Source organism: Mesobacillus maritimus, assembly GCF_044803185.1.
Taxonomy (GTDB): domain Bacteria; phylum Bacillota; class Bacilli; order Bacillales; family Cytobacillaceae; genus Mesobacillus_B; species Mesobacillus_B maritimus_B.
In genome coordinates this window covers 1,484,909-1,506,808 of the sequence record NZ_CP085225.1, presented here as the reverse complement: position 1 = coordinate 1,506,808, position 21,900 = coordinate 1,484,909, and the positions used below count along the sequence as shown (strand labels likewise).

General features: G+C 38.9%; 22 protein-coding genes. 7 read left to right on the top strand and 15 right to left on the bottom strand.

Features of this window, described 5'->3' with window-relative positions; genetic code table 11:
- Positions 1 to 5 precede the first annotated feature (5 nt).
- From LG336_RS07250 to LG336_RS07240, 3 genes are read right to left on the bottom strand one after another with little or no spacing between them, the layout of a single operon-like run.
- Positions 6 to 974, bottom strand: a complete 969-nt coding sequence (locus tag LG336_RS07250) for a zinc-binding alcohol dehydrogenase family protein (protein WP_404331900.1) — start codon at positions 972 to 974, stop codon at positions 6 to 8.
- A gap of 28 nt (positions 975 to 1,002) precedes the next feature.
- The gene (locus LG336_RS07245; protein WP_404331899.1) at positions 1,003 to 1,902 is read right to left on the bottom strand and encodes a protein-ADP-ribose hydrolase; all 900 of its coding nucleotides are present in this window, start codon (positions 1,900 to 1,902) and stop codon (positions 1,003 to 1,005) included.
- Between the two features lie 12 nt (positions 1,903 to 1,914).
- Positions 1,915 to 2,757, bottom strand: a complete 843-nt coding sequence (locus tag LG336_RS07240; RefSeq protein ID WP_404331898.1) for a Sir2 silent information regulator family NAD-dependent deacetylase — start codon at positions 2,755 to 2,757, stop codon at positions 1,915 to 1,917.
- Between the two features lie 171 nt (positions 2,758 to 2,928).
- Between LG336_RS07240 and LG336_RS07235 the strand changes: the two genes are divergently transcribed.
- Entirely contained in the window at positions 2,929 to 3,276 is a 348-nt protein-coding gene (locus LG336_RS07235) for a winged helix-turn-helix transcriptional regulator (protein ID WP_404331897.1), read from the top strand.
- A gap of 396 nt (positions 3,277 to 3,672) precedes the next feature.
- On the opposite strand, the gene LG336_RS07230 is transcribed toward LG336_RS07235, so the two are convergent.
- Together LG336_RS07230 and norA are read right to left on the bottom strand one after the other, a co-directional pair.
- Positions 3,673 to 4,923 (bottom strand): MFS transporter, encoded by a 1,251-nt coding sequence (locus LG336_RS07230; protein WP_404331895.1) that lies wholly within the window; start codon positions 4,921 to 4,923, stop codon positions 3,673 to 3,675.
- 521 nt (positions 4,924 to 5,444) lie between these two features.
- On the bottom strand, positions 5,445 to 6,635 hold the full coding sequence (gene norA, locus LG336_RS07225; RefSeq protein WP_404331894.1) for a multidrug efflux MFS transporter NorA: 1,191 nt from the start codon (positions 6,633 to 6,635) through the stop codon (positions 5,445 to 5,447).
- A 503-nt stretch (positions 6,636 to 7,138) separates the two neighbouring features.
- Between norA and LG336_RS07220 the strand changes: the two genes are divergently transcribed.
- The 3 genes from LG336_RS07220 to LG336_RS07210 are packed head-to-tail and all read left to right on the top strand — an operon-like array spanning position 7,139 to position 10,893.
- Positions 7,139 to 8,662, top strand: coding sequence for a spore germination protein (locus tag LG336_RS07220; RefSeq protein WP_404331893.1), 1,524 nt, complete (start codon positions 7,139 to 7,141; stop codon positions 8,660 to 8,662).
- 24 nt (positions 8,663 to 8,686) lie between these two features.
- Positions 8,687 to 9,778 carry a Ger(x)C family spore germination protein gene (locus tag LG336_RS07215; RefSeq protein ID WP_404331892.1) on the top strand — a complete coding sequence of 364 codons (1,092 nt, stop codon included), beginning with the start codon at positions 8,687 to 8,689 and terminating at the stop codon, positions 9,776 to 9,778.
- Positions 9,779 to 9,798: 20 nt separating this feature from the next.
- On the top strand, positions 9,799 to 10,893 hold the full coding sequence (locus tag LG336_RS07210; RefSeq protein WP_404331891.1) for a GerAB/ArcD/ProY family transporter: 1,095 nt from the start codon (positions 9,799 to 9,801) through the stop codon (positions 10,891 to 10,893).
- A 337-nt stretch (positions 10,894 to 11,230) separates the two neighbouring features.
- Here the strand turns inward: LG336_RS07210 and LG336_RS07205 are convergent, their stop codons facing one another.
- A complete protein-coding gene (locus tag LG336_RS07205; protein ID WP_404331890.1) occupies positions 11,231 to 12,376 on the bottom strand; it encodes a glycosyltransferase family 4 protein in 1,146 nt (381 codons plus the stop codon).
- 22 nt (positions 12,377 to 12,398) lie between these two features.
- Positions 12,399 to 12,926, bottom strand: coding sequence for a phosphatase PAP2 family protein (locus LG336_RS07200; RefSeq protein ID WP_404331889.1), 528 nt, complete (start codon positions 12,924 to 12,926; stop codon positions 12,399 to 12,401).
- A 240-nt stretch (positions 12,927 to 13,166) separates the two neighbouring features.
- On the opposite strand from LG336_RS07200, the gene LG336_RS07195 reads away from it, so the two are divergent.
- Complete coding sequence (locus tag LG336_RS07195) at positions 13,167 to 13,748, top strand: hypothetical protein (protein WP_404331888.1); 582 nt, start codon at positions 13,167 to 13,169, stop codon at positions 13,746 to 13,748.
- A 62-nt stretch (positions 13,749 to 13,810) separates the two neighbouring features.
- Here the strand turns inward: LG336_RS07195 and wrbA are convergent, their stop codons facing one another.
- From wrbA to LG336_RS07155, 8 genes are all read right to left on the bottom strand, one after another.
- Positions 13,811 to 14,422, bottom strand: coding sequence for an NAD(P)H:quinone oxidoreductase (gene wrbA / locus LG336_RS07190; protein WP_404333113.1), 612 nt, complete (start codon positions 14,420 to 14,422; stop codon positions 13,811 to 13,813).
- Positions 14,423 to 14,522: 100 nt separating this feature from the next.
- A complete protein-coding gene (locus tag LG336_RS07185) occupies positions 14,523 to 14,948 on the bottom strand; it encodes a DoxX family protein (RefSeq protein ID WP_404331887.1) in 426 nt (141 codons plus the stop codon).
- A 31-nt stretch (positions 14,949 to 14,979) separates the two neighbouring features.
- Positions 14,980 to 15,582 (bottom strand): alpha/beta hydrolase, encoded by a 603-nt coding sequence (locus LG336_RS07180; RefSeq protein ID WP_404331886.1) that lies wholly within the window; start codon positions 15,580 to 15,582, stop codon positions 14,980 to 14,982.
- A gap of 110 nt (positions 15,583 to 15,692) precedes the next feature.
- A complete protein-coding gene (locus tag LG336_RS07175; RefSeq protein ID WP_404331885.1) occupies positions 15,693 to 16,631 on the bottom strand; it encodes a ring-cleaving dioxygenase in 939 nt (312 codons plus the stop codon).
- A 114-nt stretch (positions 16,632 to 16,745) separates the two neighbouring features.
- On the bottom strand, positions 16,746 to 17,144 hold the full coding sequence (locus tag LG336_RS07170) for a DoxX family protein (protein ID WP_404331884.1): 399 nt from the start codon (positions 17,142 to 17,144) through the stop codon (positions 16,746 to 16,748).
- 67 nt (positions 17,145 to 17,211) lie between these two features.
- Positions 17,212 to 17,634, bottom strand: coding sequence for a MarR family winged helix-turn-helix transcriptional regulator (locus tag LG336_RS07165; RefSeq protein ID WP_404331883.1), 423 nt, complete (start codon positions 17,632 to 17,634; stop codon positions 17,212 to 17,214).
- Between the two features lie 944 nt (positions 17,635 to 18,578).
- Positions 18,579 to 18,788, bottom strand: a complete 210-nt coding sequence (locus LG336_RS07160) for a hypothetical protein (protein ID WP_404331882.1) — start codon at positions 18,786 to 18,788, stop codon at positions 18,579 to 18,581.
- Positions 18,789 to 19,019: 231 nt separating this feature from the next.
- Positions 19,020 to 19,808 carry an enoyl-CoA hydratase/isomerase family protein gene (locus LG336_RS07155; protein WP_404331881.1) on the bottom strand — a complete coding sequence of 263 codons (789 nt, stop codon included), beginning with the start codon at positions 19,806 to 19,808 and terminating at the stop codon, positions 19,020 to 19,022.
- 386 nt (positions 19,809 to 20,194) lie between these two features.
- Between LG336_RS07155 and LG336_RS07150 the strand changes: the two genes are divergently transcribed.
- Positions 20,195 to 21,190, top strand: coding sequence for an LCP family protein (locus tag LG336_RS07150; RefSeq protein WP_404331880.1), 996 nt, complete (start codon positions 20,195 to 20,197; stop codon positions 21,188 to 21,190).
- A 203-nt stretch (positions 21,191 to 21,393) separates the two neighbouring features.
- A complete protein-coding gene (locus LG336_RS07145) occupies positions 21,394 to 21,840 on the top strand; it encodes a MarR family winged helix-turn-helix transcriptional regulator (RefSeq protein WP_404331879.1) in 447 nt (148 codons plus the stop codon).
- The last annotated feature ends 60 nt before the right edge of the window (positions 21,841 to 21,900 follow it).

Sequence of the window (21,900 nt, the reverse complement as noted above, 5' to 3'; positions counted from 1 at the left end):
ACTTATTACGGATTCACAACGACAATTTTCCCGTTTGCTGTATTGCTTTCCATTAAAATATGAGCCTTACTAATTTCATCTATAGTAAATACCTTTGCAATCGGTACTTCTATCTGAAAACGTTCAATATGCTGAAATAAGTCGCTTAGCACTTTCTCTTTAAAGTTAACACCACTGTCAAACTGAGTAAAATACGTACCTGATGGAAGATCCATCATCGGCTCAAAATGATCGATTACCCATTCGCCGCCTAAAATCCCCGTCATGCAGAGGATCCCTTTTTCAGCAAGCATGCCCAGCGAATTTTTCAAGGTGACGGTTCCCACTAGTTCTAAGATTTTGTTTACCCCTTGTGGGAAAAGGGAGAAAAGCTGTAATTGAATTTCTTCATTATCCACTAAAACAAAATCCGCACCGTGTTGTTTTAATGATTCAAGTTTGGTTTTATCGCGAGTGGTAGAAATTACAGTTGCACCGATGCTTTTAGCCAATTGCAAAGCAGCTAACCCTACAGAACTGGTGCCCCCACGGATGAGCAGGACATCTTCCTTCTTCACCATCAAATGATTGAATAACGACGCATAAGCTGTATAATACATTTCAGGTATGGCCGCCAACTTGATCCAGTCCATCTCATTGTTAATTGGATAAACTTGAGAGGAAGGAATTAGCGCATACTCCGCATAACTCCCATCAAATTCACGTCCAAGCCCACCCATCAAGGAGACGACCCGCTGTCCTTTTTGAAAAGAACTGTCAGATGGGTCCGCAATTTCCCCGACACATTCAATTCCAATGATTCGGGGCAGTTTTACGGACGGAGAATCCCCTTGTCTGGTAAAAATCTCAGATCGATTAATGCCAAAGGCTTTGACTTTCACCAGCACCCAACCTGGCTTCACTTTAGGCATTGGGACTTCACGTACAGCTAATTCCTGTGCTGTACAGGGTTTTTCCAATACAACCGCTTTCATATAAAATAGTCCTCCTCTACTACGAATCTTAGCTTTGAAAAATTTTTAAGTATTGGTTGTAATCCTCGTTACTAAATACATTAAAAATGATACGTTCAAAAGAATTCGGATGGGTAGTTAACCATTCATCCACTGTCCTCACCGCAATGCTCGCAGCCTCTGGCTTTGGAAAGCCAAACACGCCAGTTGAAATCGCACAAAATGCGATTGTTTTGATTTCCTCCATTTCATTCGCTAGTTCCAAGCAGGATCGATAACAAGAGGCTAATTCCTCCTTCTGCTCTTCAGTTAGTTGAGTTCCTTTTGGAACAATAGGACCAACTGTATGCAGAACAAACTCTGCAGGCAAATTATATCCTCTGGTGATTTTCGCTCCGCCCGTTTCCTCTAACTCCTTTTGCATCAACATGATTCTCTCGCAGTCCTCCCTTAGCTGTGGGCCAGCGGCGGAGTGGATGGCGTTATCAATACAGGCATGTAAAGGTTGAAAACACCCAAGCATATATTTATTTGCGGCATTTACGATGGCATCTGCCTTTAATTGCGTAATGTCACCTTGCCACAAAATAAATTGATCTGAATGGGTAAAAGGGGGATCTGGAACGACATCTGAAACGGTTTCGAGTTGTTCTCCTTCCACCACCCCTTTTTCTTTTGATTCCGTTTGTAAAAGGGAATTTAATTTTTGTAGAAACTTAGAATCAAGAGGATGGGGTTCTCTTCGATTTAATAGACCTCTTAAAAGGTTTCGTTTATCAGCATAAGCACGAGGGATATCAAGCTTTTTTAGTTCATCCTTTTCTTTTAACAATGTCCCTACCAACTCGTTTACCAATTCCTCTTTCTCGCTTAAGTAAAATGATGATGGGGTGTATGGATCCCTTAATTGAATGAGAGATGAATATTCCTTTAATTTCAATTGTGGCATGTTCCTTCTCCTTTACTGCATGAAGGCTGATACAACCTGTTGCATGTCTTCCGTGAATGCAATGGTTCTGCCTTCAGTCTCCTCAAAGCCCTCTGGATGTTCTCGATTTAATCGGATTAACGTTGCGTTCTCATTGTGATACGTCATTCTTTCAAATGGATAACGAATAATTCCAGGTGTATTAAATCCAACCCCCAACTCCAGATAGACAACCTTCTTCCCCTCGGATTCCTGGAGGAAGTTTTTGTACAGCTTATCTGACTCAGCCCATTTCTCATCCTGTACAAAGTATTGGTTTTTCCGCAGATTCACATCCATCTCGCCCCCACAAACAGGGCATGTTGGAACAAGTTTCGAAGGGATTTTACAATCAGTGGTATTCGCAATCATTTCTTTCACCCATAGTTCGTTATCATATAATGTGTCATGACAACCTTTTTCACATTGCAAGTAACTGTAATCGCCCTGGATTTCAAATACTTTATCCGATGGAAAACCCGCTTTTACAAACTGGCTTTCAACATTAGTTGAGATTACAAAATAACTTTTATCCTTTACTAGCTGAAATAAATCGATGTACAACTTGGTAGCCCCAAGTTCATAACGGTTTAGAGTGATGTGTTTTGCCCAATAGGCCCATTTCTCCTCTTCTGTTTCAAACGGGTAAAAACTGGAGGTATAAAGGTCGGAAAACCCATACTTCTCAATAAATGGACCAAAATGATCCGTGAATCGTTTACCGCTATACGTGATTCCCGCAGCAGCAGATAATCCTGCTCCACCACCTAAAAGAATGTATTCAGCTTCTTCCATTTTCTTTTTAGCCATGCCTATTCGCGTCTCATAACTGTTCATCGTTGATTCTCCCTTTCACGATTGTCTTGACGTTGGAACTTCAATTTCACTGCAGAGAATTGACACCGCGTTAATGTAATCATAAAATCATGATAAAAGTCTTAGTTACTTTTGAAAAGTAGGCACCTTAAGGTTGTATAGTAACCTTTTAGTAACTATTGGGGGGATCATATGGATAAAAATAAAGAATTACCTCTTTGTCCTGTCGCAACTACCGTTGGATTAATAGGGAACAAATGGAAACTTTTAATTCTTCGCGAATTGTTGAGTGGCACAAAAAGGTTTGGGGAATTGAGAAGCGGTATCACAGGAATAAGCCAGAAGGTATTAACACAGAATTTACGTTCAATGGAGGAGGATGGCATCATCCAACGCCAAGTTTATGCCGAGGTTCCACCTAGAGTAGAATATTTTCTTAGTGATCTTGGGAATACGCTTAGACCCCTTATCGATGTAATGGCAGAATGGGGATTAGGTTATCAAGCACTGGCTAAAAAGAATTCGAATGAAACAGAATAATGGATGTTTCCCGACAATATTGCCTTTTGGGCGGACAATCCATTCAAAGAAGCACCAAGTCAAACGTTTATGATGTTGGCTTTCCATTGATAGATAGAGGCAATGCTTGTCTAAGCATTGCCTCCGTTCATTTTTTTCAGTACATTTAACGAGCTACCCTTTATTGGGCAATCGCACCTGGAGAATAATAAGCTTCAAAAAACCCTATGTGTGTTTTTTTGTAATGCTCCTAATTCATATAGAATTCACAAACCAGAATGTGACATGTTCAAAACATTCGAATTGTTGGAAAATACTAGGACCAAAACCTGTCGCAATTGCAGGCTGGGGGTCAGGCACTAAAAATGCAAAAAGCCCCAGAACATCAACTCTGAGACTTTTTTCGTTCTGTCTACCCTACTTAGCTGGTTCCTCTACTACTGGTTTCCCTGTTTCCAGCAATACTTTGTTTCCACCTAAGAAAAGTGAAAGGATGAGGATCAATACGCCTGTTCCAACCAGTAGCCATTCGACTTTGATCACATCGGCCAATGGACCGAAAATTAGCATACCTATTGGCATCATCGAAGTGGAAATCATCCCGAACACACCGAAAATTCTTCCTAAATAGCTTTCATCTACTTTCTCCTGAAGCAAAACCGTTGTAGGTGTATTAAATACAGGCATGGCAACTCCGAAGACAGCCATGAAAAGTAAATAAATCCAAAAAACCGGCACAACACCTAGTGCTAACGTACATACCCCCATTAACAAACTTGCGAGGGTCATCGTATGAATTTTATTTTTAAAACCGCCCCAAGAGGCAATGATTCCTCCTCCAACCATCATCCCAACGGAAAAAGCGATTTCGATGGCTGTCAATCGCCAAACACCGTCGCCGAAACTCCTTGCTACTTGAAGTGGAGTCAGAAAGGCTGCTGGTGCCATCAAGACAAAAAACACACCAAAGAATAAAAATAACTGTTTCAGAAAATGGTGGTTTTTTATATACGTTACCCCTTGCATAAAATCATTAAAATAGCTTAGTGGTTGTTGATCATCTGCTTTTTGATGAGCAGCAATTTTTAGAAAACCAAGCAATGTGACGATTGCAATCGCCGCCGTTATTACATCGATAAAGAAAATGACTTCGAGTGTAGCCATCGTTAACAGGCCTGCACTTACAATCGGAGCAACAAACATAATGACTGCTTGAAGACTTCCATTGATTCCATTCACTTTCGTCAGTTTATCCTTTGGTACAATTTGGGGTAGAATCGCCCCTACTGCTGGAGTTTGAATACCAGCTCCAATAGCACGAATAGCAGCCATTAGGAAGAGCAACCAGACTGCATCATATCCCATTAAAAATACAATGGCTAGAATCAGTGTCGCTGTCGCGATTAAACTATCTGCTAAGATGATCAGGATTTTACGGTTATAACGATCCGCCCACACTCCGGCAAATGGCGATAAAATAAAAGTAGGAATGAAGCCGCAGATGATAAATAATGTCATCATCATTCCTGACTCTGTACTAAGCGTGATATGCCACATCATCGCATATTGAACCAATGCCGATCCAAAAAGCGAGATGGTTTGACTACTTAAAAACAGAATAATGTTCTTTTTCCAATGGTCAAATCGTTTTTCATTTACTGAGTTCATCTATTTCACGACCTTTTAACAAATATTTTTTTACTACCTGAATTCCCCAGTAAATCTAAATACGTATTTAATTTAATAAGCATAGACATCAATCTGTGATTATGAGCAAACGAGAAAGCATAGCCCGACTTTATTTATCAGAATTTTTCACAAAAAAATAAAGAAAGGCAGAGCAATCCACCTTTCTTCATCTAATCAAGCTGTATACGAAATGAAGATTATAAAAAGGACAGACCTATCCCGTTTCCCCTGCTACACAAACAGAGTCTTTGAACGTATTCAATTACTGGTTCAAAGCGACGAAACGAAGTCTGACAGAATGCATGTTTTATAATCCTCCTTTATGTAAAAATACAGTTTAATTATAGAATCGACCTTTGGAAAAGTCAAAGGAATGTTTGATACACAACAGGATCAACCACTTCTTAAGATAACTGATACATCCCTAATTCTTATTTTCTTTTTCACTACTTACGCCTATAAAAAAAGCGTGAATCCGAAAAGGAAACACGCTTAATCTATCAAACTTTTTCTAACACTACCGCTCTCTGCTTTACAGGAACCGGCTTCTTCCAGAGGAGCGTTAACCCAATCCCTACTATTAAAATAACCGTCGCAAAGTAATAAGGAAAGTTAACATTGATGTCGAACAACATTCCCCCGATAATTGGGCCAAAAATGTTGGCTAAACTCGTAAACATGGAGTTCATTCCTCCGATAAATCCTTGTTCTCTTCCAGCGATATTAGACAAATAGGACGTAACGGCTGGTCGGAATAAATCGAAGCCGACAAACACGATAAACGTAACTAGTAAAATCGCAAAATAGGAATGAACCACTGTCATCAAAAAGACGAGGACTGCTGATAAAATCAAGCAATATCGAATCAGTTTGATTTCTCCCCAAATTCGGGTGAGCCGATCAAATAAAAGGACCTGCGCAATGGCTCCAAAAAGAGCACCACCTGTAATTACAATGGCGATATCGGTTGGAGTAAATTGAAATTTATGATCGACAAATAAACTAAAAAACGACTCAAACGCAGCTAACCCAAATGAAGCAATGAAAATTAACACCAGTGGAATGAAATACAGCGGGGCAAAAATTCGTTTCATCCCAGCTTTCTCAATGGATACACCTTCATACTCTTCCTCTGAACGTTGTGGTTCGGTTAGCAATAGAATGGATAAAACCCCCGCAATGGTCCCAAGCCCTCCTGCAAAGAAAAAAGGGACCTGCGAACCAAAGTCAGCTAAAAACCCACCGATTCCAGGACCAATAATAAATCCTGTACTAATTGCGGCAGACATGTATCCAAGTGCTTTCGGACGAGTCTCTTTTGTCGTGATATCGGCAATAAAGGCCGTGACCGCTGGCATGATAAAGGCTGCGCTTATTCCCCCTAATATCCGCGACACAAATAAAACTTCAATTTCTTTCCCTAATCCAAACAAAAATTCAGAGAAGCCGAAAAGAAATAACCCGATGACAATCATGATTTTACGGCCGAATTTGTCTGCCGCTTTCCCCGCAAAAGGTGATAATATCAACTGAGCAATTGCAAAAGTGGCGGTTAAATAACCAACAACCGTCCCCGTAATTCCTAGCTCATTCATCAACGTTGGCATAACAGGAATCACAAGGCCAATCCCCAAAAAGGCGATGAACAAATTCATTAACAACAAGCTTAACGTAACTTTATATGATCTCATTTTTCTATCCCCTTAACTAATCCTAAAATAACGATTAAAAACAAGATCTCTCTTAAAATGAAAAAGTTCATTATACCACCAAACCACTATCACGTTGTTTACGCTGACAACAGGCAATAACAAGCTTAACCGAGAAGTTCTATATTTGTTGTTTCTTTTTTCTTATCCTTTTCCTTCTTATTTAATAGGTTAAATCCTCTCTAGATTATAGAGGATATTTCATTTTTATCATAGTCATAAATAAAGGAAGAAAACAGTAAAGAACAGGAATGTGAATACTTCTATCTTGTTTATATTGATTTTTTTAGATACAAAAAACAGCTCAAGTCTGACTCTTTTGGAAGGCTCTTTAAAGAATTAACTCCGACTCCTGGTGAATGGTAAGTATAAACCAGGATCAAGTCATTTTATTTATGTATTTTCCTTATTTTGAACATAATTCCAATTCTGTTGTTAAATACTAACCTTACTAAATGTATTCTAGTATGGGATTAGGTGGAGAAATGTTTAGAAAGCGGAGAGGGAAACAATTACCCAAAAGAAGCTATGAAACAGTAGATAAAACAATTAGCGACGTGTTTGAAAGGGCAAATAAATCAAGTGACTTTACGACCCTCTCACCATTTGAAAAAGATCATCCTTTGCAGATCAGTTTTTATAAAACACTAATTGATCCAAGCATCCTTCAAAAGTCTATTTTGCCTTTTCTAAAGGAAAAAGCGTCTGAAATAAAAGAGCTCTCTGATTTAACGAATATAATTCCAATTGAAGGGATTAAAATCACTAAGGAGTACCTGGAGGTTGAAAAAGCCCTTCACACCGGTTCGGTTGCCGTCTATTTTAAGGACAAACAAGAGGAATACGCACTCCTGAATATTAGTTATGCTCGATTGGGTCAACGCGAAACCAATGATACTCAAAATGAATTTAGTGTGATTGGACCAAAAGTTGGTTTAATTGAGGACCTTTCGACAAACCTTCATTTAATAAGAGACCACCTACATTCATCTGACCTTATTTTTGAAGAGATGACGATAGGTACAAGGGCAAAGACAAAGGTTGTAATCGCCTATTTAGATGGGGTTACCAATCCGGAATATGTAAACACGATGAAACAACGTCTTACGGAACTAGATGTCGATATCTCCTTTGATAATACACAATTAGAACAAATGATATCCGACAATACTAGAACCCCTTTTCCTTTATTTATCACAACAGAGCGAGTAGACAGAACAGTAGGATCACTCGTGCAAGGTCAAGTTGTTGTGGTTAGTGATAAATCTTCTTATGCAATCATCGGACCGGTCACCTTGATGGAGTTTTTTTCAAACCCAGAGGATTTCTTCCTTCCATCGGTCATTGCGTCGTTTTTTAAATTAATTCGGATATTTGGGATGTTGTTTTCGATTTTCGCCAGTGCCTTTTATATCGCAATCTTAACCTTTCATTTTGAAGTGATTCCAAAGGATTTATTAGGTCCGATTATCTTTTCACGGGCGAATGTTCCTTTCCCTCCTGTTATCGAGGTGCTATTTTTAGAGATTACCATTGACCTCCTAAGAGAAGCAGGGGCAAGGCTCCCAACAAAAATTGGCCAAACCCTTGGAATTGTCGGTGGAATCGTAATTGGACAGGCAACCGTTGAAGCAGCCCTTACAAGTACTATTTTATTAATTATTGTTGCCCTTGCCGCGTTGTCTTCCTTTACAACACCTATTTATAAAATGTCAAACGCGGTAAGGTTATTACGCTACCCGTTTATCTTACTCGCAGCTGTGTGGGGAGGGTTAGGTATTTATGTAGGCTTGACCTTTTTAATCGCACATTTAGCTCGACTAAAATCATTAGGAGTTCCATTTTTACTGCCGCTTTATCCTTATCGAAGGGGTGGAGTTACCGGTTCATTTGTAAGACCCAACCATATAAAATATGCGAAACGTCCTTGGTATTTGAGACCTTTGAGTGTAAAGAGATATTCTCCGATTGCAGATAAAGACCCCGAAGAAGGGCTGAATACGGAATAATTTTTTATTAAGGGCTGAATTATCATGAAAAAATGGAAAAAGTATCAAGTCTTTTGCTTAATTTTGGTTTGTTTCGTTAGTCTTTTTGGCTGCACACGAACAAGAATTATCGATAAAATTAGTATTGTTCATGTTTTTGGATTCGATTTAGCAGAGGATGGTGAATTAGCCGGGACGGCGCTCATACCTGATTACACCAAAAGCCAAGACGGTGAACAGATTCAAGCGCTGGAAGAAAAAGCATCGACTAGTGTTCTTTTTGTACCAAAAATGTCGACCCATACCAGTACACCAGTTGAACTGGCAAAAATCAGGGTTTTGGTATTCGGGAAAAGCTATGCCGAAGCAGGCATTGAAGATATGGTGGAACGATTTATCCTTACCCCTCAGCTTGGGACTCATATTCAAATCGTTATTTCTACAGATTCTGCTAGGAATACGTTGAACACATTTAAAAAGGAAAAATCACTTACCTTAGCTGAGCGAATCCAACAGAATATGCAGGGACAGTATCTTCCCAATATGAACCTTCATGAATTTTTAAATAACTTTTATGGAAAGGGAGTGGACGCTTATGTGCCGATGGTAACGATTGACGACAAGGATCAAGTAAAGATTGATGGGTTAGGGATTTTTAAGAAGGACAAACTAAAGCTCCAATTAAATCCCGATCAAACCACTTTATTTTCATTTATTGAAGATAAACGCACACAAGCAACCTATAAAATGGTGCTTAATAAGAACAACAAAAGTGAAGTTATCACGGCCCGTGCCTTCCACAGTAAAAGCAATTGGGATTGGGATCAAAAAAAGAAAAAATTAAATCTTCGTTTACAACTCCAAATGACTCTTACACAGTATCCAGATCGATTTGATGTAGAACAAACGAAAGTTGTAACGGAGATGCAGAAGTTAATTGAAGAAAACTTAGAAAAAGAGATTGGGAAGTTACTGACAACCTTTCAAGAAAATGAGGTTGACCCCCTTGGAATTGGAAGTATTGTCCGATCTAAGGATAGGACTTGGGAGGAGGAATCCTTTTATGAGCTATATTCAACCTTACCAATCCATGTAAACGTAAATTTGGTAATTTTACATTCTGGCCTTGAAGGCTAGCTTAATTAGGATGGATTCTTATGAACTCGATGGTAAAAGCAAATAAAATGGTATCGCCCTACTTTCTATTCTTTTTGATGCAAAGTACACAAACTGGGGTACTTTTTTTACAATTTCAATCCAATATTATTAAGGGAGCAGGCCATGATGCCTGGATTCCCGTTTTAGCTTTAGGCTTAATGATGCATGTTCTCTTTTTAATGATGCTCTCTATCTTGAAGCAAGCAAGTGCTGGTGACATCCTCTCCTTCCATAGAGATGTGTTTGGAAAGGTCATTGGTGGACTGTTAAATCTCATACTGGCGATTTATTTTTCGCTCCTCAGTCTATACGTTTTATACACCTATATTGATATTCTCCAGATTTGGGTGTTTGATGGAATCCCTAGCTGGGAATTCTCATTACTATTTTCTGCTCTTATTTATTATATTGTAGTGGGAGGATTTAGGGTTATAACGGCCATTGCTTACTGGGGAGTCGTTATTCCAAGTTTCTTGTTGCTTTCACTTTTATATTTACTTGATTACGCTAACTATTCCCATCTCATCCCTCTGTTTCAATACGGAGTGAAGGACTATTTAATCTCTTCGAAAGAGGCGGCACCAATCTATTTAGGATTTGAAAATGTACTCGTTTTTTTTCCATTCATTAAAGATCGCGAAAAGTCGACCAAATGGGGGCATTTTGCATTATTATTTACCACTTTTTTATATACTTTTTTCACCCTTTTTGCTTTTGTCTTTTTTACGCAAGAAAAGCTGGAACATTTAGAATGGCCAATTTTGACCATGATTAAAATCATTCAGTTTCCAATTCTAGAGCGGTTTGAGTTTATATTCATTTTTACATGGCTCTTAGTGGTGATGCCTGTGATCTGTATCTATTTGTGGTCGGCCATTAGGTCCATCAAATTGACAATCCCAAAGGCGAAACCGACTTATCTATTAGTTGGTTTACTTGCCATATTTCATTTTGTGAATAACCAATTGACCGCAATCCAATATTCCCATCTTATGGTCAAAATTGTCGATTATAGTGGACTTACCTTTCTTTTTGGTTACATCCCTTTTCTCTTCTTAATCTCCCTTGTTCGGAAAAAGCTCAAAAAAAAATAGGGACAAGGGCACAGGTTCCTTGTCCCAGATGTATACCGGTTTAGATGTGATGACTTCTTTTCATTATTAGGCGACAGGCCTCTCCCAATAAACAGGAGATGCCTACTGTCACCTTAAAAGCTTATTATGACTAACCCACAATTTAAGCGAGGGATAATCAGCCCTAGTACTATATTAGTTCAAATAAACTTTTTTAACTTAAATATAAATAAGCCATAATGATAAGAACATTCATGCAGATTTTTTTAACCATTCCTCAACACATCCTATTCAAAAGGCTGTATTCGTAAAGATTGATGTTAAAATCCTATGCTGATTTTTCATTCATTTAACAAGTTTAGAGATTGGCTACTTTGCACTGCTGATTATGTTCAATAACCTCCTCATACTGAAGCAATAAATCTGAAAAAATGGTATCCCACGATTGGCTTAAAGAGAATTTCCTAGCTTCCAACCCCATCCGCTTTAACAGGGATGGATGATCAATCAAACGACATATGTTATTTACAATATCCTCTACACTTCTTGGTTCACATAATAAACCAGTCTCTCCATGACGAATGATTTCTTGGACCCCACCTGCTCTTGCCCCAATGACAGCTGTCCGACAAGCATTTGCTTCTAAAACAACATTTCCGAACGTTTCTGTGGTCGAAGGAAAGACAAAGAGATCAGAAGCTGCATACAACTCAGCTAACTGTTCACCTTTTAAATATCCTACAAAAGTCATATTGGGAGGTTTTTCTTTTTGTAATTCTTCCAAAAGTGGACCATCCCCGGCAATCAGCCAATGAACCTTCTCTTTTATGGATTCAGGAAGTTGGTGAGCAGCCTTCATTAATAGATCGAGATCCTTTTCAGGTGCTAAGCGGCCAACAAAGCTCAATAAAAAAGGGTCTTTGATCTTATACTTCTCTCTTAATCTATAGGAGGAAAAATACGGGTGGAAGGTATCACAATCGACACCCCTACTCCATATATGAACATTTGAAAAGCCTTTGCTTTCCACCTCTTTTTTGGTTTCCATAGATGGGACGAATGTTTTCTCAAAGGATTGATGAAACCAGTTCATATATCTCCACATGAAGCTAGAAAGAAATTGCAAATCATAATATTCCAAGTATCGATCAAAATGAGTATGGTAGGAGCCAACCATTGGAATGTTTAGTTTCTTTCCATAGACTAACCCTGTTAACCCCATATTAAATGGAGTTGCGATATGGATTAAGTCGGGTTGAAATTTTTCGAGTTCTTTTTTGATATGAATGACATTAGGAAGTGCCAATCTACATTCCGGGTAGATAAAAAAGGGTATGCTTGTAAATCTGAATATTTGCGTGGAGAACAGATTTTCATCTGTCTCTGGTACAAAAAAGCGATATTCAATCCTCTTCTCATCTAAATATTCGGCAAACCTTTGAAATGTTCGAGCCACTCCGTTTACCTGAGGAGTAAAGGTGTCAGTAAAAAACGCAATTTTCATGTGTTTTCCCCCTTCACTTTTCCTAAAAAATGTAGATGGCTAATCCCCCAAAAAACGTACCTACAAATGCACCAGCTAATACATCTGAGGGATAGTGTAAACCAAGAAATACACGAGAAATACCGACGCAACACGCAAGCGGATATAGAAAAAGGCTTAGTATCGGCATATGAATGATTAAAGGAGTAATAATCGAGAAAATGGCAGTCGTATGCCCAGATGGAAAGGAATGATCCTGAAGTGGATTATGCACCACTCTAGCATTTGCTACAGAGAGATATGGACGGGTTCTAGGGTAAATTTTTTTCATAATGACTACGAAGAGATGACTGAATAGAAGCGCAAATGCCATTTCAAATCCCCATATCTTCAGGGGGAAATCAAAGCACAACATGAAGAGGATAGGCAGGCTAATTGTTGCGGTCGCTCCACCGAGATGGGTGATTTTGTGGAAGAATACATTTAATTTTTTCTGGTCAAAACGATTGTTAATAGATAAAAACAAGTCACATTCAACTTGATACAGGTGATGGGCCCATTTTGTTCTCATCTACTTCTCTCCCCTCGACTAATGTACTTTCATTGTAACGATTCATTGTAAGGGAAATATGAACAGAACGTAAATTTAGTGTTTTTTCTCTCGCCAGGGACAAGGGGACAGGTTCATTGTCCCAGTATCCACTAGGAGACAAAAATGAGAAACGGGGTTCTGATCGCTAATAATTTTCCTTTTCACATTAGGGAATAATACTCCAACATTGTTGCACTAAAGAGGAGGATCTTTATTTCCATGAAAGCTTTATTCGTCTTATGTCAGTTTTGTTTAAGCATTTTTCTTATTGTCGGGATTATCGGGACGAACGTACATGCAGAGGTTGTGGAGAATGACAGGTTAGAAAGCGTGAACTATCTTCATCCTGAAAACAGGGGTGAAGTGTTTACTGAAACAGTAGATGAATTTTATCAAGCATTGAGGGAAAGAAAATATCCTGTAAACCAGGAATTTTACAAAAGAAATCAGAGGTTATATAAGGGAAACATACATATGCAAAATGGCCTGGATACAATTCTTTTCAAAGAAATTCCTGATGCATCAGTGAATATTAGAAAAAAGGTACTGTTTCATGAAGTGGAAGAGTTTGATTATATAACTTGGGACGCGAATATTCACTATACCTACCCTGATATAGATATAAATTATCATCAGACGATTAGTCCACACAGGCAAGTTTATTTCTTTTTTTCCTTTAAGGATACAGAAAAAGAGTTTAAAGGTAGATATGCCGTATATGATGTTGAAACAAAGAAACCTCTGGCTGGGGGTGGTACATATATTCCAAAGTACCCTAAGTATGAAAATTATTTGAAGTAAAAAAAGCGGGACAAAGAGTCAGATTCAATACCTGCTCCTTGTCCCACTAGATTTCTTCGACTCTATTGATTCCCCTTCTTAACCCATTCCGCCACAGTCACCGTACGTTTAGCTTGATGTTTAACCGCTGCTTGAACATCTTCAATCATTTTGCCATCTTGGCCAACTGTTACACTTGTGCCGTATGGATTTCCCCCTGCTGCAAAAAGAACAGGGTCGGTATAACCTGGAGTCGCGATAATCGCGCCCCAATGCATCATGGATGTATACAATGAAAGAAGTGTAGCTTCCTGACCACCATGTGGATTTTGTGCAGACGTCATCGCACTGACTACCTTGTTCACTGTTTTGCCTGTTGCCCATAGTCCGCCTTGAGTATCTAGGAATTGCTTCATTTGCGAAGGCATGTTTCCAAATCGAGTTGGAACACTAAAGATAATGGCATCCGCCCATTCAATATCATCCCCTGTTGCTACTGGAACATCTTTTGTTGCATCTACTGTGTTTTTCCACACTTCATTTCCCTCAATCACAGAATCAGGTGCTAATTCTTGTACTTTTAAGACTCTAACTTCAGCACCTGCTTCTTTTGCTCCTTCTTCAGCCCATTTTGATAGTTGATAATTTGTTCCACCCATGCTGTAAAAAACGACTGCTAATTTAACCTTTTCCATTTTCTCTGTCTCCTTTATGTTTGGTTTTCCAAATAATTTAGATAAAAAACTCATTTTCGTACTCCTCCTCTAGGTTCTTGCTTTCCTCAATAAAATAAAATTAAGCGGCTTTTGAAGTCGAGCTGGTTGAATCTTTTTTAAAGATTAATTGTCCAGCAGAGAGCATTTTACTTCCATTGATGGCAAGATAAATAGCCATAGCCAAAAATGCTAAATCTAATTCATACCCAGCCATTTGGCCATTTCCTAGCAACCCAAGAGAGAGCTTAACCTTAAGCGTTGCCCCAATCATGATGATCGCAATCAAAGCTGACACAATTCTTGTTCCTATCCCAATGATTAACGCAAGTCCGCCAACTAATTCGATACCCGCAACTGCATAGGCCAAGAATCCTGGCAGACCAATGCTTGTAAACCAACCGACTGTATTCTCTATCCCATCTTGAAATTTTACTAACCCGTGAATGAAAAAGATTACGCCCAATGTAATTCGTAAAATAAATGCGCCTATTTCTGTTTTAAACATGATGAATCCTCCATTAATTATTATGATTTATTTAAATTTTCTTATACCACTGTGCGGCAGCTTCTACTTCCGTAAGTGTAAGCTGATGACCATGATTTTCCCAATGAAGAGCAACGTTTGCTTTCGCCTTTGTTAACATATCCTGTAATTCTGATGATTCCAACGGTGAACAAATCGGGTCATTTGTTCCTGCGGCAATAAACACGGACTTTCCAGTTAAATTTGGAAGTTCCACTCCTTTTCTTGGCACCATTGGATGATGGAGAATCGCTCCCTTTAGTGCATGTTGATGATGGAACAATAAGCTAGCTGCGATATTCGCTCCATTTGAATAGCCAATGGCGATAATATTGTCACGGTCAAATTCATATTTTTCCGCAGCCTCATCGAGAAACTCATTTAATTCTTTTGTACGGAAAATCAAGTCCTCTTCATCAAATACGCCCTCAGCCAACCTTCGAAAGAATCGAGGCATTCCATTTTCCAAGACATTTCCTCGAACACTCAATACGTTTGCTTCATCGTCAATTTTGCCTGCAAGCGGGAGCAAATCTAACTCGTTTCCTCCGGTTCCATGTAGCAATAATAGCGTCGGTTTAGAAGGGTTTTTCCCTTTTTGAAATACGTGTTTCATTTTGCATCTCCTTTCTTCATCGCACCATAACAGCAGGTAAGGTCGCCTTTAATTCTTCTCTTTTTGATTCAAGCCATGTCGGCAACATCAGCTTGCTTCCTAGTTCCTAATCAATCTAAAACTCTAACCTTAAACGGAAGCAAACCTCTCTCAATCTGTTCACGATGTGATTCATACTGTGCTGGTAGCATCAATTGCTCTCCCATCGTTTCACTCGATTCATCCTGAGCAAATCCTGGTGGGTCTGTGGCAATTTCAAAGAGAATTTCACCATGCTCTCTAAAATAAATCGCATTAAAGTAGTTACGATCCTTTACGGAAGTCACACCATATCCATTGGCTGCCACATACCGTTGCCAATCCAATTGATCCTGGTCATCAATGGCTCTCCAGGCAATATGGTGCACGGTTCCAACCCCCATTTGCCCACGTCCAATTGAGGATAATTTTAGGTCAATAATGTTTCCAATATCTGCAGTCGAACGGTAACGAGCGAAGTCTCCTTCTTTCCCGACGAACTCAAGCCCCATGACTTTTTCTAATAATTCACCTGTTTTGTTAGGCTGTGCCGATAACAGTGTTGCCCCGCCAAAACCCTTTATCGCCACTTCAGGTGTTATCTCTCCGAAGGACCAAGTATTCGTTTCCCCTTCTTCTCTTCCGACTATTTCCAAGTGAAGACCGTGCGGGTCATCAAACCCTATAGATTGCTCTCCAAACCGCTCCATTTTTGAAAAGGAAACTTTAAACTTTGTAAGTCTCTTTTCCCAAAATGAGATGGCTCCTTTTGGAACAACATAAGAAGTAACCCCTACTTGGCCATCTCCAATCTTCCCTTGATAAGCATTCGCCCATGGGAAAAACGTAATGATTGTTCCCGGCTTTCCACCCTCATCTCCAAAATAAAGGTGATACGTACCAGGATCATCAAAGTTAACCGTTTGTTTCACTAAACGCAGACCCAATACACCGGCATAGAAATCGACATTCTCCTGCGGGTGACCGACAATGGCTGTGATATGGTGAATCCCCATTGTTTGTTTCCTCATTGATTAACACTCCTTTAAATTGTAGGATTTGGTTGTACCTTATTTTTTTCCTGCTTATAAGATTAAAGTCTCCATCTTTTTATCTAAATCCAAGAATCTCTAATTCGAGATATATTAGAATAAAAATGTATCTAAAGCATACTGACCTGGACCGATTAAAGCGATCCCAATCGCAACAACAAGCAATGTTAAATTAAATTCGTACCCGTTTGATGTTGCCCATAATCCATTTGCACCATGCACTTTAATGATTGCCATTATCATTGTTCCAGCAATTATGATTCCAGCAAGTGGAGTGAATAGTCCTAACACAAACAAAACACCGCCAACGAGTTCTGCTAATCCTGCAAATAGTGCCATCGTTACTCCTGGTTTCAGTCCAATCGATTCAAACCAACCACCTGTACCTTTTAATCCGTAACCACCGAACCAACCAAACAATTTTTGAGCGCCGTGACCCACGAATAACAAACCAATCACCAATCTTATCATCAACAAACCAACATCTATCATAATTAAGTTCCCCCTCATTTGTTTTGAATTCATTTATCTTCAAATCGAGATATTTACCAAAAAAAATTTAAACTCTTTCCTTAACTTTTCTTAAAAGCTGCACAAAGGTTTCTGCATCATCATCACTAAGTGAACCAAACATATCTGAAACTAACTCATGATAGGTTGGCATGATTTCATTCATCACTGTATTCCCCTGGTCGGTTAAAAGAACATGAATGGCGCGTCGGTCATCTGGACAGGCATTACGACTTACCAAGCCTCTCTCTTCCAACTTATCTATCACATAGGTCATTGAACCACTAGAAATCAATATGCTTTTTCCAATTTGTTGAATCGTTTGCCTCCCTTTATGGTAAAGGACCTCTAAAACAGAAAATTCAGTAATACTTAACTTATTTTTTGTCATTTCTTCCTTAATTCGATCATGCACTCTTTTAGATGTTTGCATCAAGACTAAAAAGGGCAAGTTCGTACATATCCTCTCCATTAAATCACCTCCTAGAATAAATCTTGGTTCCGTTAATCTCGAATTAAGTTATCTTGAATATGAGATAATAATAAAACGTAATCTCCTATTTGTCAACAACCCCATTTCATTTTATGCTGTTAACCTTATTCTCTTAAAAGGTAAAAATTCTTTCGCAACTCACTATCATTAATAGAAAGCCGCTGCGATAAGTCTTCTGAGCGTAAGACAAACTCCTTTATCCCTATGAATTCAGATTCTGCAATCAAATAGAATTGTGTACCTCTTTTAATCCCTTTAAAATTCTTTTTTAGCTTGTATCTCTTCATACTCTTCCCTAGTAACTCCCCAACTTAATTTTAATTTAATTATCTAAACGTAAAACCATTATACATCAATCATACGTGATGAGGGCGGACGTGAATTCCCAAACTCCCTAGTCAGTAGAGGTGAAAAATAGATAAAAAATAAAGTTTTATCAAGGTTTTCCTTTGAGCGAATACCTCTCTAAATTTGATGAAAACATTTTTCAGAACGGATTGCAGACGGTTTTTCCATAAACGAGGGAGCAAATGCTCCCCTGACATATGGATTTGGTCCTGATATGAATGTTAAAAGAAAGACTTAACAATCTCCGTCCTCTCATTACATTCTACACAACGGTACTCTATTTCCAGAGCATCTTCATATGCCTGATGGAGTGTTTCTACGTTACAATTTTCACAGTATCGTGTCTCTTGAGCCTCAACAGCCATAGTCATTCCTCCGTTCCTTAACATGATTTAATTATTTTTTCAGAGGTTCCTTCTTATAACTTTCCCCCTCCTTCTGGTTTATATTTACTATAGCTTTGTACAGGCACACCACTTCCATTTGTATCTGCTTCGTTCAAAAAAATAAGCGTTAACCCTTCTCGGATTAACGCCATCACTTATCGTTTTATTCAATTGAAATCGGCAGTTTTTTTAGCGTGATGTTTTTGGTGGTTGGCATTCGTCACATTTACGTTGGTGATTATCTTTAAATTTCTTAAAGGTCTTTTCAAAATTGCTCCCACATGAACATTTAAATAATAACTTTTGAGAAAAGCCGTGATACTCCGTCGTAAGTAATTTACTTTCCGAATTGTTCTCAACAAATTCTTTAATTTTATCAATTGTCCATCGTTTATTCATTTTCTTATCCCTCCATCATTTATCGCTAGGCGGAGGCTTTTGGCATCCGTTCAATTATGAGCAAAAGTTGTCGTAATTATCCTAAGTTTTTACTATAACATAAGCTTGGTCACAATTAAACATGAGCTATTTTTAACGTATAAGGACATTTAAAATACAAAAAGAATCTCCATCAATACATGAAGATTCTTCTTCGAATCATGAAACAAATAGGTGTCTTTGTTGCGAAAACTACTTCCCTCTAAAAACAGGCTTTCTTTTTTCGGCGAAGGCTTGAATACCTTCCTGGACATCTTGCGTTCCAAAACATACTTTTATCGACGAGTATTCTTGTTTTAGAATGGTCGTTAAATCTGTATCCTGGCTGGCGGCAAGCAATCTTTTCGAAAGCGTCATCGCAACCGGTGGTCCTTCCGCTAATGTCCTCGCAAAGCTCATCACCTGTTCTTGAAATTGTTCCTCAGGGAAGATCCCGTTCACTAACCCAAGCCGTTCTGCCTCCTCCGGAAGGATGTCCCGACCTGTATAGATCAATTCCGCAGCTTTCGCCTGTCCCACCAATCTCGGTAAAAAATAAGTCATGCCCGCATCTGGGCTGAGACCACGCCGAATATATCCAGCTGTTACCTTTGCCCCCTCTGACATAAAGCGCATGTCGCAGGCAAGAGCTAATGCGAGTCCTGCCCCAGCAGCAATTCCATTAATGGCCGCGATAACCGGTTTGTCACAATGAACAATCCCTAACGCTTGATGACCAACCCAACCCAAGTCATCCAACTTTTTATGCCGAGACTCTGTAGACGCATCCCGCTTCGAATAATCCATCAAGTCAAGACCAGCACAAAATCCTCTCCCACTCCCAGTAATCACGACAACACGGACCTCATCATCAGCTGAGGCCTCAGCAATAGCCTGAATAATCTCCGTGCTAAGTTTATCATTAACCGCATTAAGACGCTCAGGTCTATTAAGTGTCAATGTCCGAACCCCATTTTGCGTATCCACCAAAATATGCTCCAAATCATGTTCCTCCTCTATACTTTTCTGACTATTAAGACTAATGAAATTATACCACAAGGGTGGGACAAGGGGACAGGTTCCTTGTCCCAAAATGGTTTATTAAACCTAAAGTGCAACTATTCATCATTATAGGTAAAAAAATAGTGCCAGGAACCTCCCACTATATGGAGAGGGTTGCCTGGCACTATTTTTTTGTACCGCCCTCTGCCCCTCCCCCCTTATGTTGGGATTAGTAACCTATCGCTGTCATCAAATTGTAATCTGATATTCAATAGGCTGAAATTAATTTATGAAATAATGATACTCCAAGAGTTGTAGGAATATGTCGATTCTCTTTCGGGAACACGGGGATATTGTTATTGGCTCTACTACTTTAGCTAGATGGGGTGCACGTTTTGTCACGGAGAAAAAAGAGAAGATTTAAAGTAAAGTGGGGTAGAGTTGTTGGCGTCTTTCTTCTCTTTGGAATCTTTATGGTGGGTCTATTTACTATCATTCAATCCATAGAAGGCGCGGTAAAAAGTATTAATCAACCATTCAAGAAGGACGAATCCAACAATTCGTATAAGGGAGAAGACAATTTAGTCTTTCAAGGAGAGGAAGATACACTAGATGAAGTGAATGTTCTGTTATTAGGAAGTGACTCCCGCGGGGAAGAACACGCTCGCACAGATACGATTATGATTGCCCATTATGACCCTCAATCTCGCCAAATCAAACTTATTTCGCTTATGCGTGATATGCTTGTTTCGGTCCCAAATTATGGACAGCAAAAATTGAATGCTGCCTTCACTTTCGGTGGTCCTGAATTATTACGTGAAACGATTAAGGAAAATTTCGGGGTAAACCTCCATTATTATGCGATGATTGATTTTGAAGGATTTGAAAAAGCGGTTGATCTTCTTGTTCCCAATGGAATTGAAGTAGATATCCCCTATGAGATGTCTGATGGAATCGAGATGACGTTAGAAAAAGGCAAGCAGCAATTGCAAGGGAAAGAATTGCTAGGATATGTTCGTTTTCGGCAGGATCGCTTAAGCGATTTTGGTCGTGTACAAAGACAACAAGAAGTCATCTCCAAACTAAAAGAAGAAGCTGTAGGTCTACAAAGTGTGGCCAAACTTCCCGAACTTTTAAATCTGTTACATACATACATCGATACAAATATTCACACTTCTACCTTATTGAGTATTGGGAAAGATGTTTTAACAAAAGAAACGAGAGAAATTGAAGCTTTACGCATCCCCGAAGATGGAAGTTTTGAAAATAAACACCATGACACTCTTGGGGATGTACTAGAAATCGATTTTCCACAGAATAAACAATCGCTACAAGCATTCTTACAATCAGTACCAGAGCGGCAAGCAACCTCCAGTAAATAAAAATCTAAACAGTATGGTGCCATGATCTCAATTATACGCAGGGATGCTTGGCACCATTTTTTAGTTGAACACTTAGTTATTCACCGTGGTTACCAGTCTCCTTTTATCCTTGGATTGATTCCCCCAAAACCTAAAAAAATATTTTCGGCAAAAGGTTGCATTTTACAAATAATTCACGTATAAATAAATTAGAGGTGGAAGAAATGGAAAATATTAGAGAGTTATTTCAAACAATGACAAGGCGCTTTGGTCTATTGAATAAAAATTGTTGTCAAATCGGTAGTAATGATGTATCCCTTGTCCAAAGTCATATTCTTTATGAAATTCTGCGCAATCACAAACCTTCTATGCAACAGGTGGCTGAAACATTGGGGATGGATATCACTACCTTTAGCCGGCAAATACAAACGCTTGTTAAAATGGAACTGGTTGTGAAAACGCCCCTCCCTGAAGATAGACGTGTATCTCAACTATCGCTAACTACGCAGGGAAACTATGTTGCAGCAAAGATTGATGCCGATATGAACGAATATCTGAACGAAGTGTTTTCAAATATGAGTGAGTTCGAAAAAGAAATGGTCATAAAATCAATAAAGCTTCTAAATGAAGCAATGTCAAAATCAACTGTTTGTTGTAAACCGTTAATTTGAGCAAGGATCATCACTTGCTCTTTTAACTAAATAAATACTTGTATAATACAAGTAAAAGGA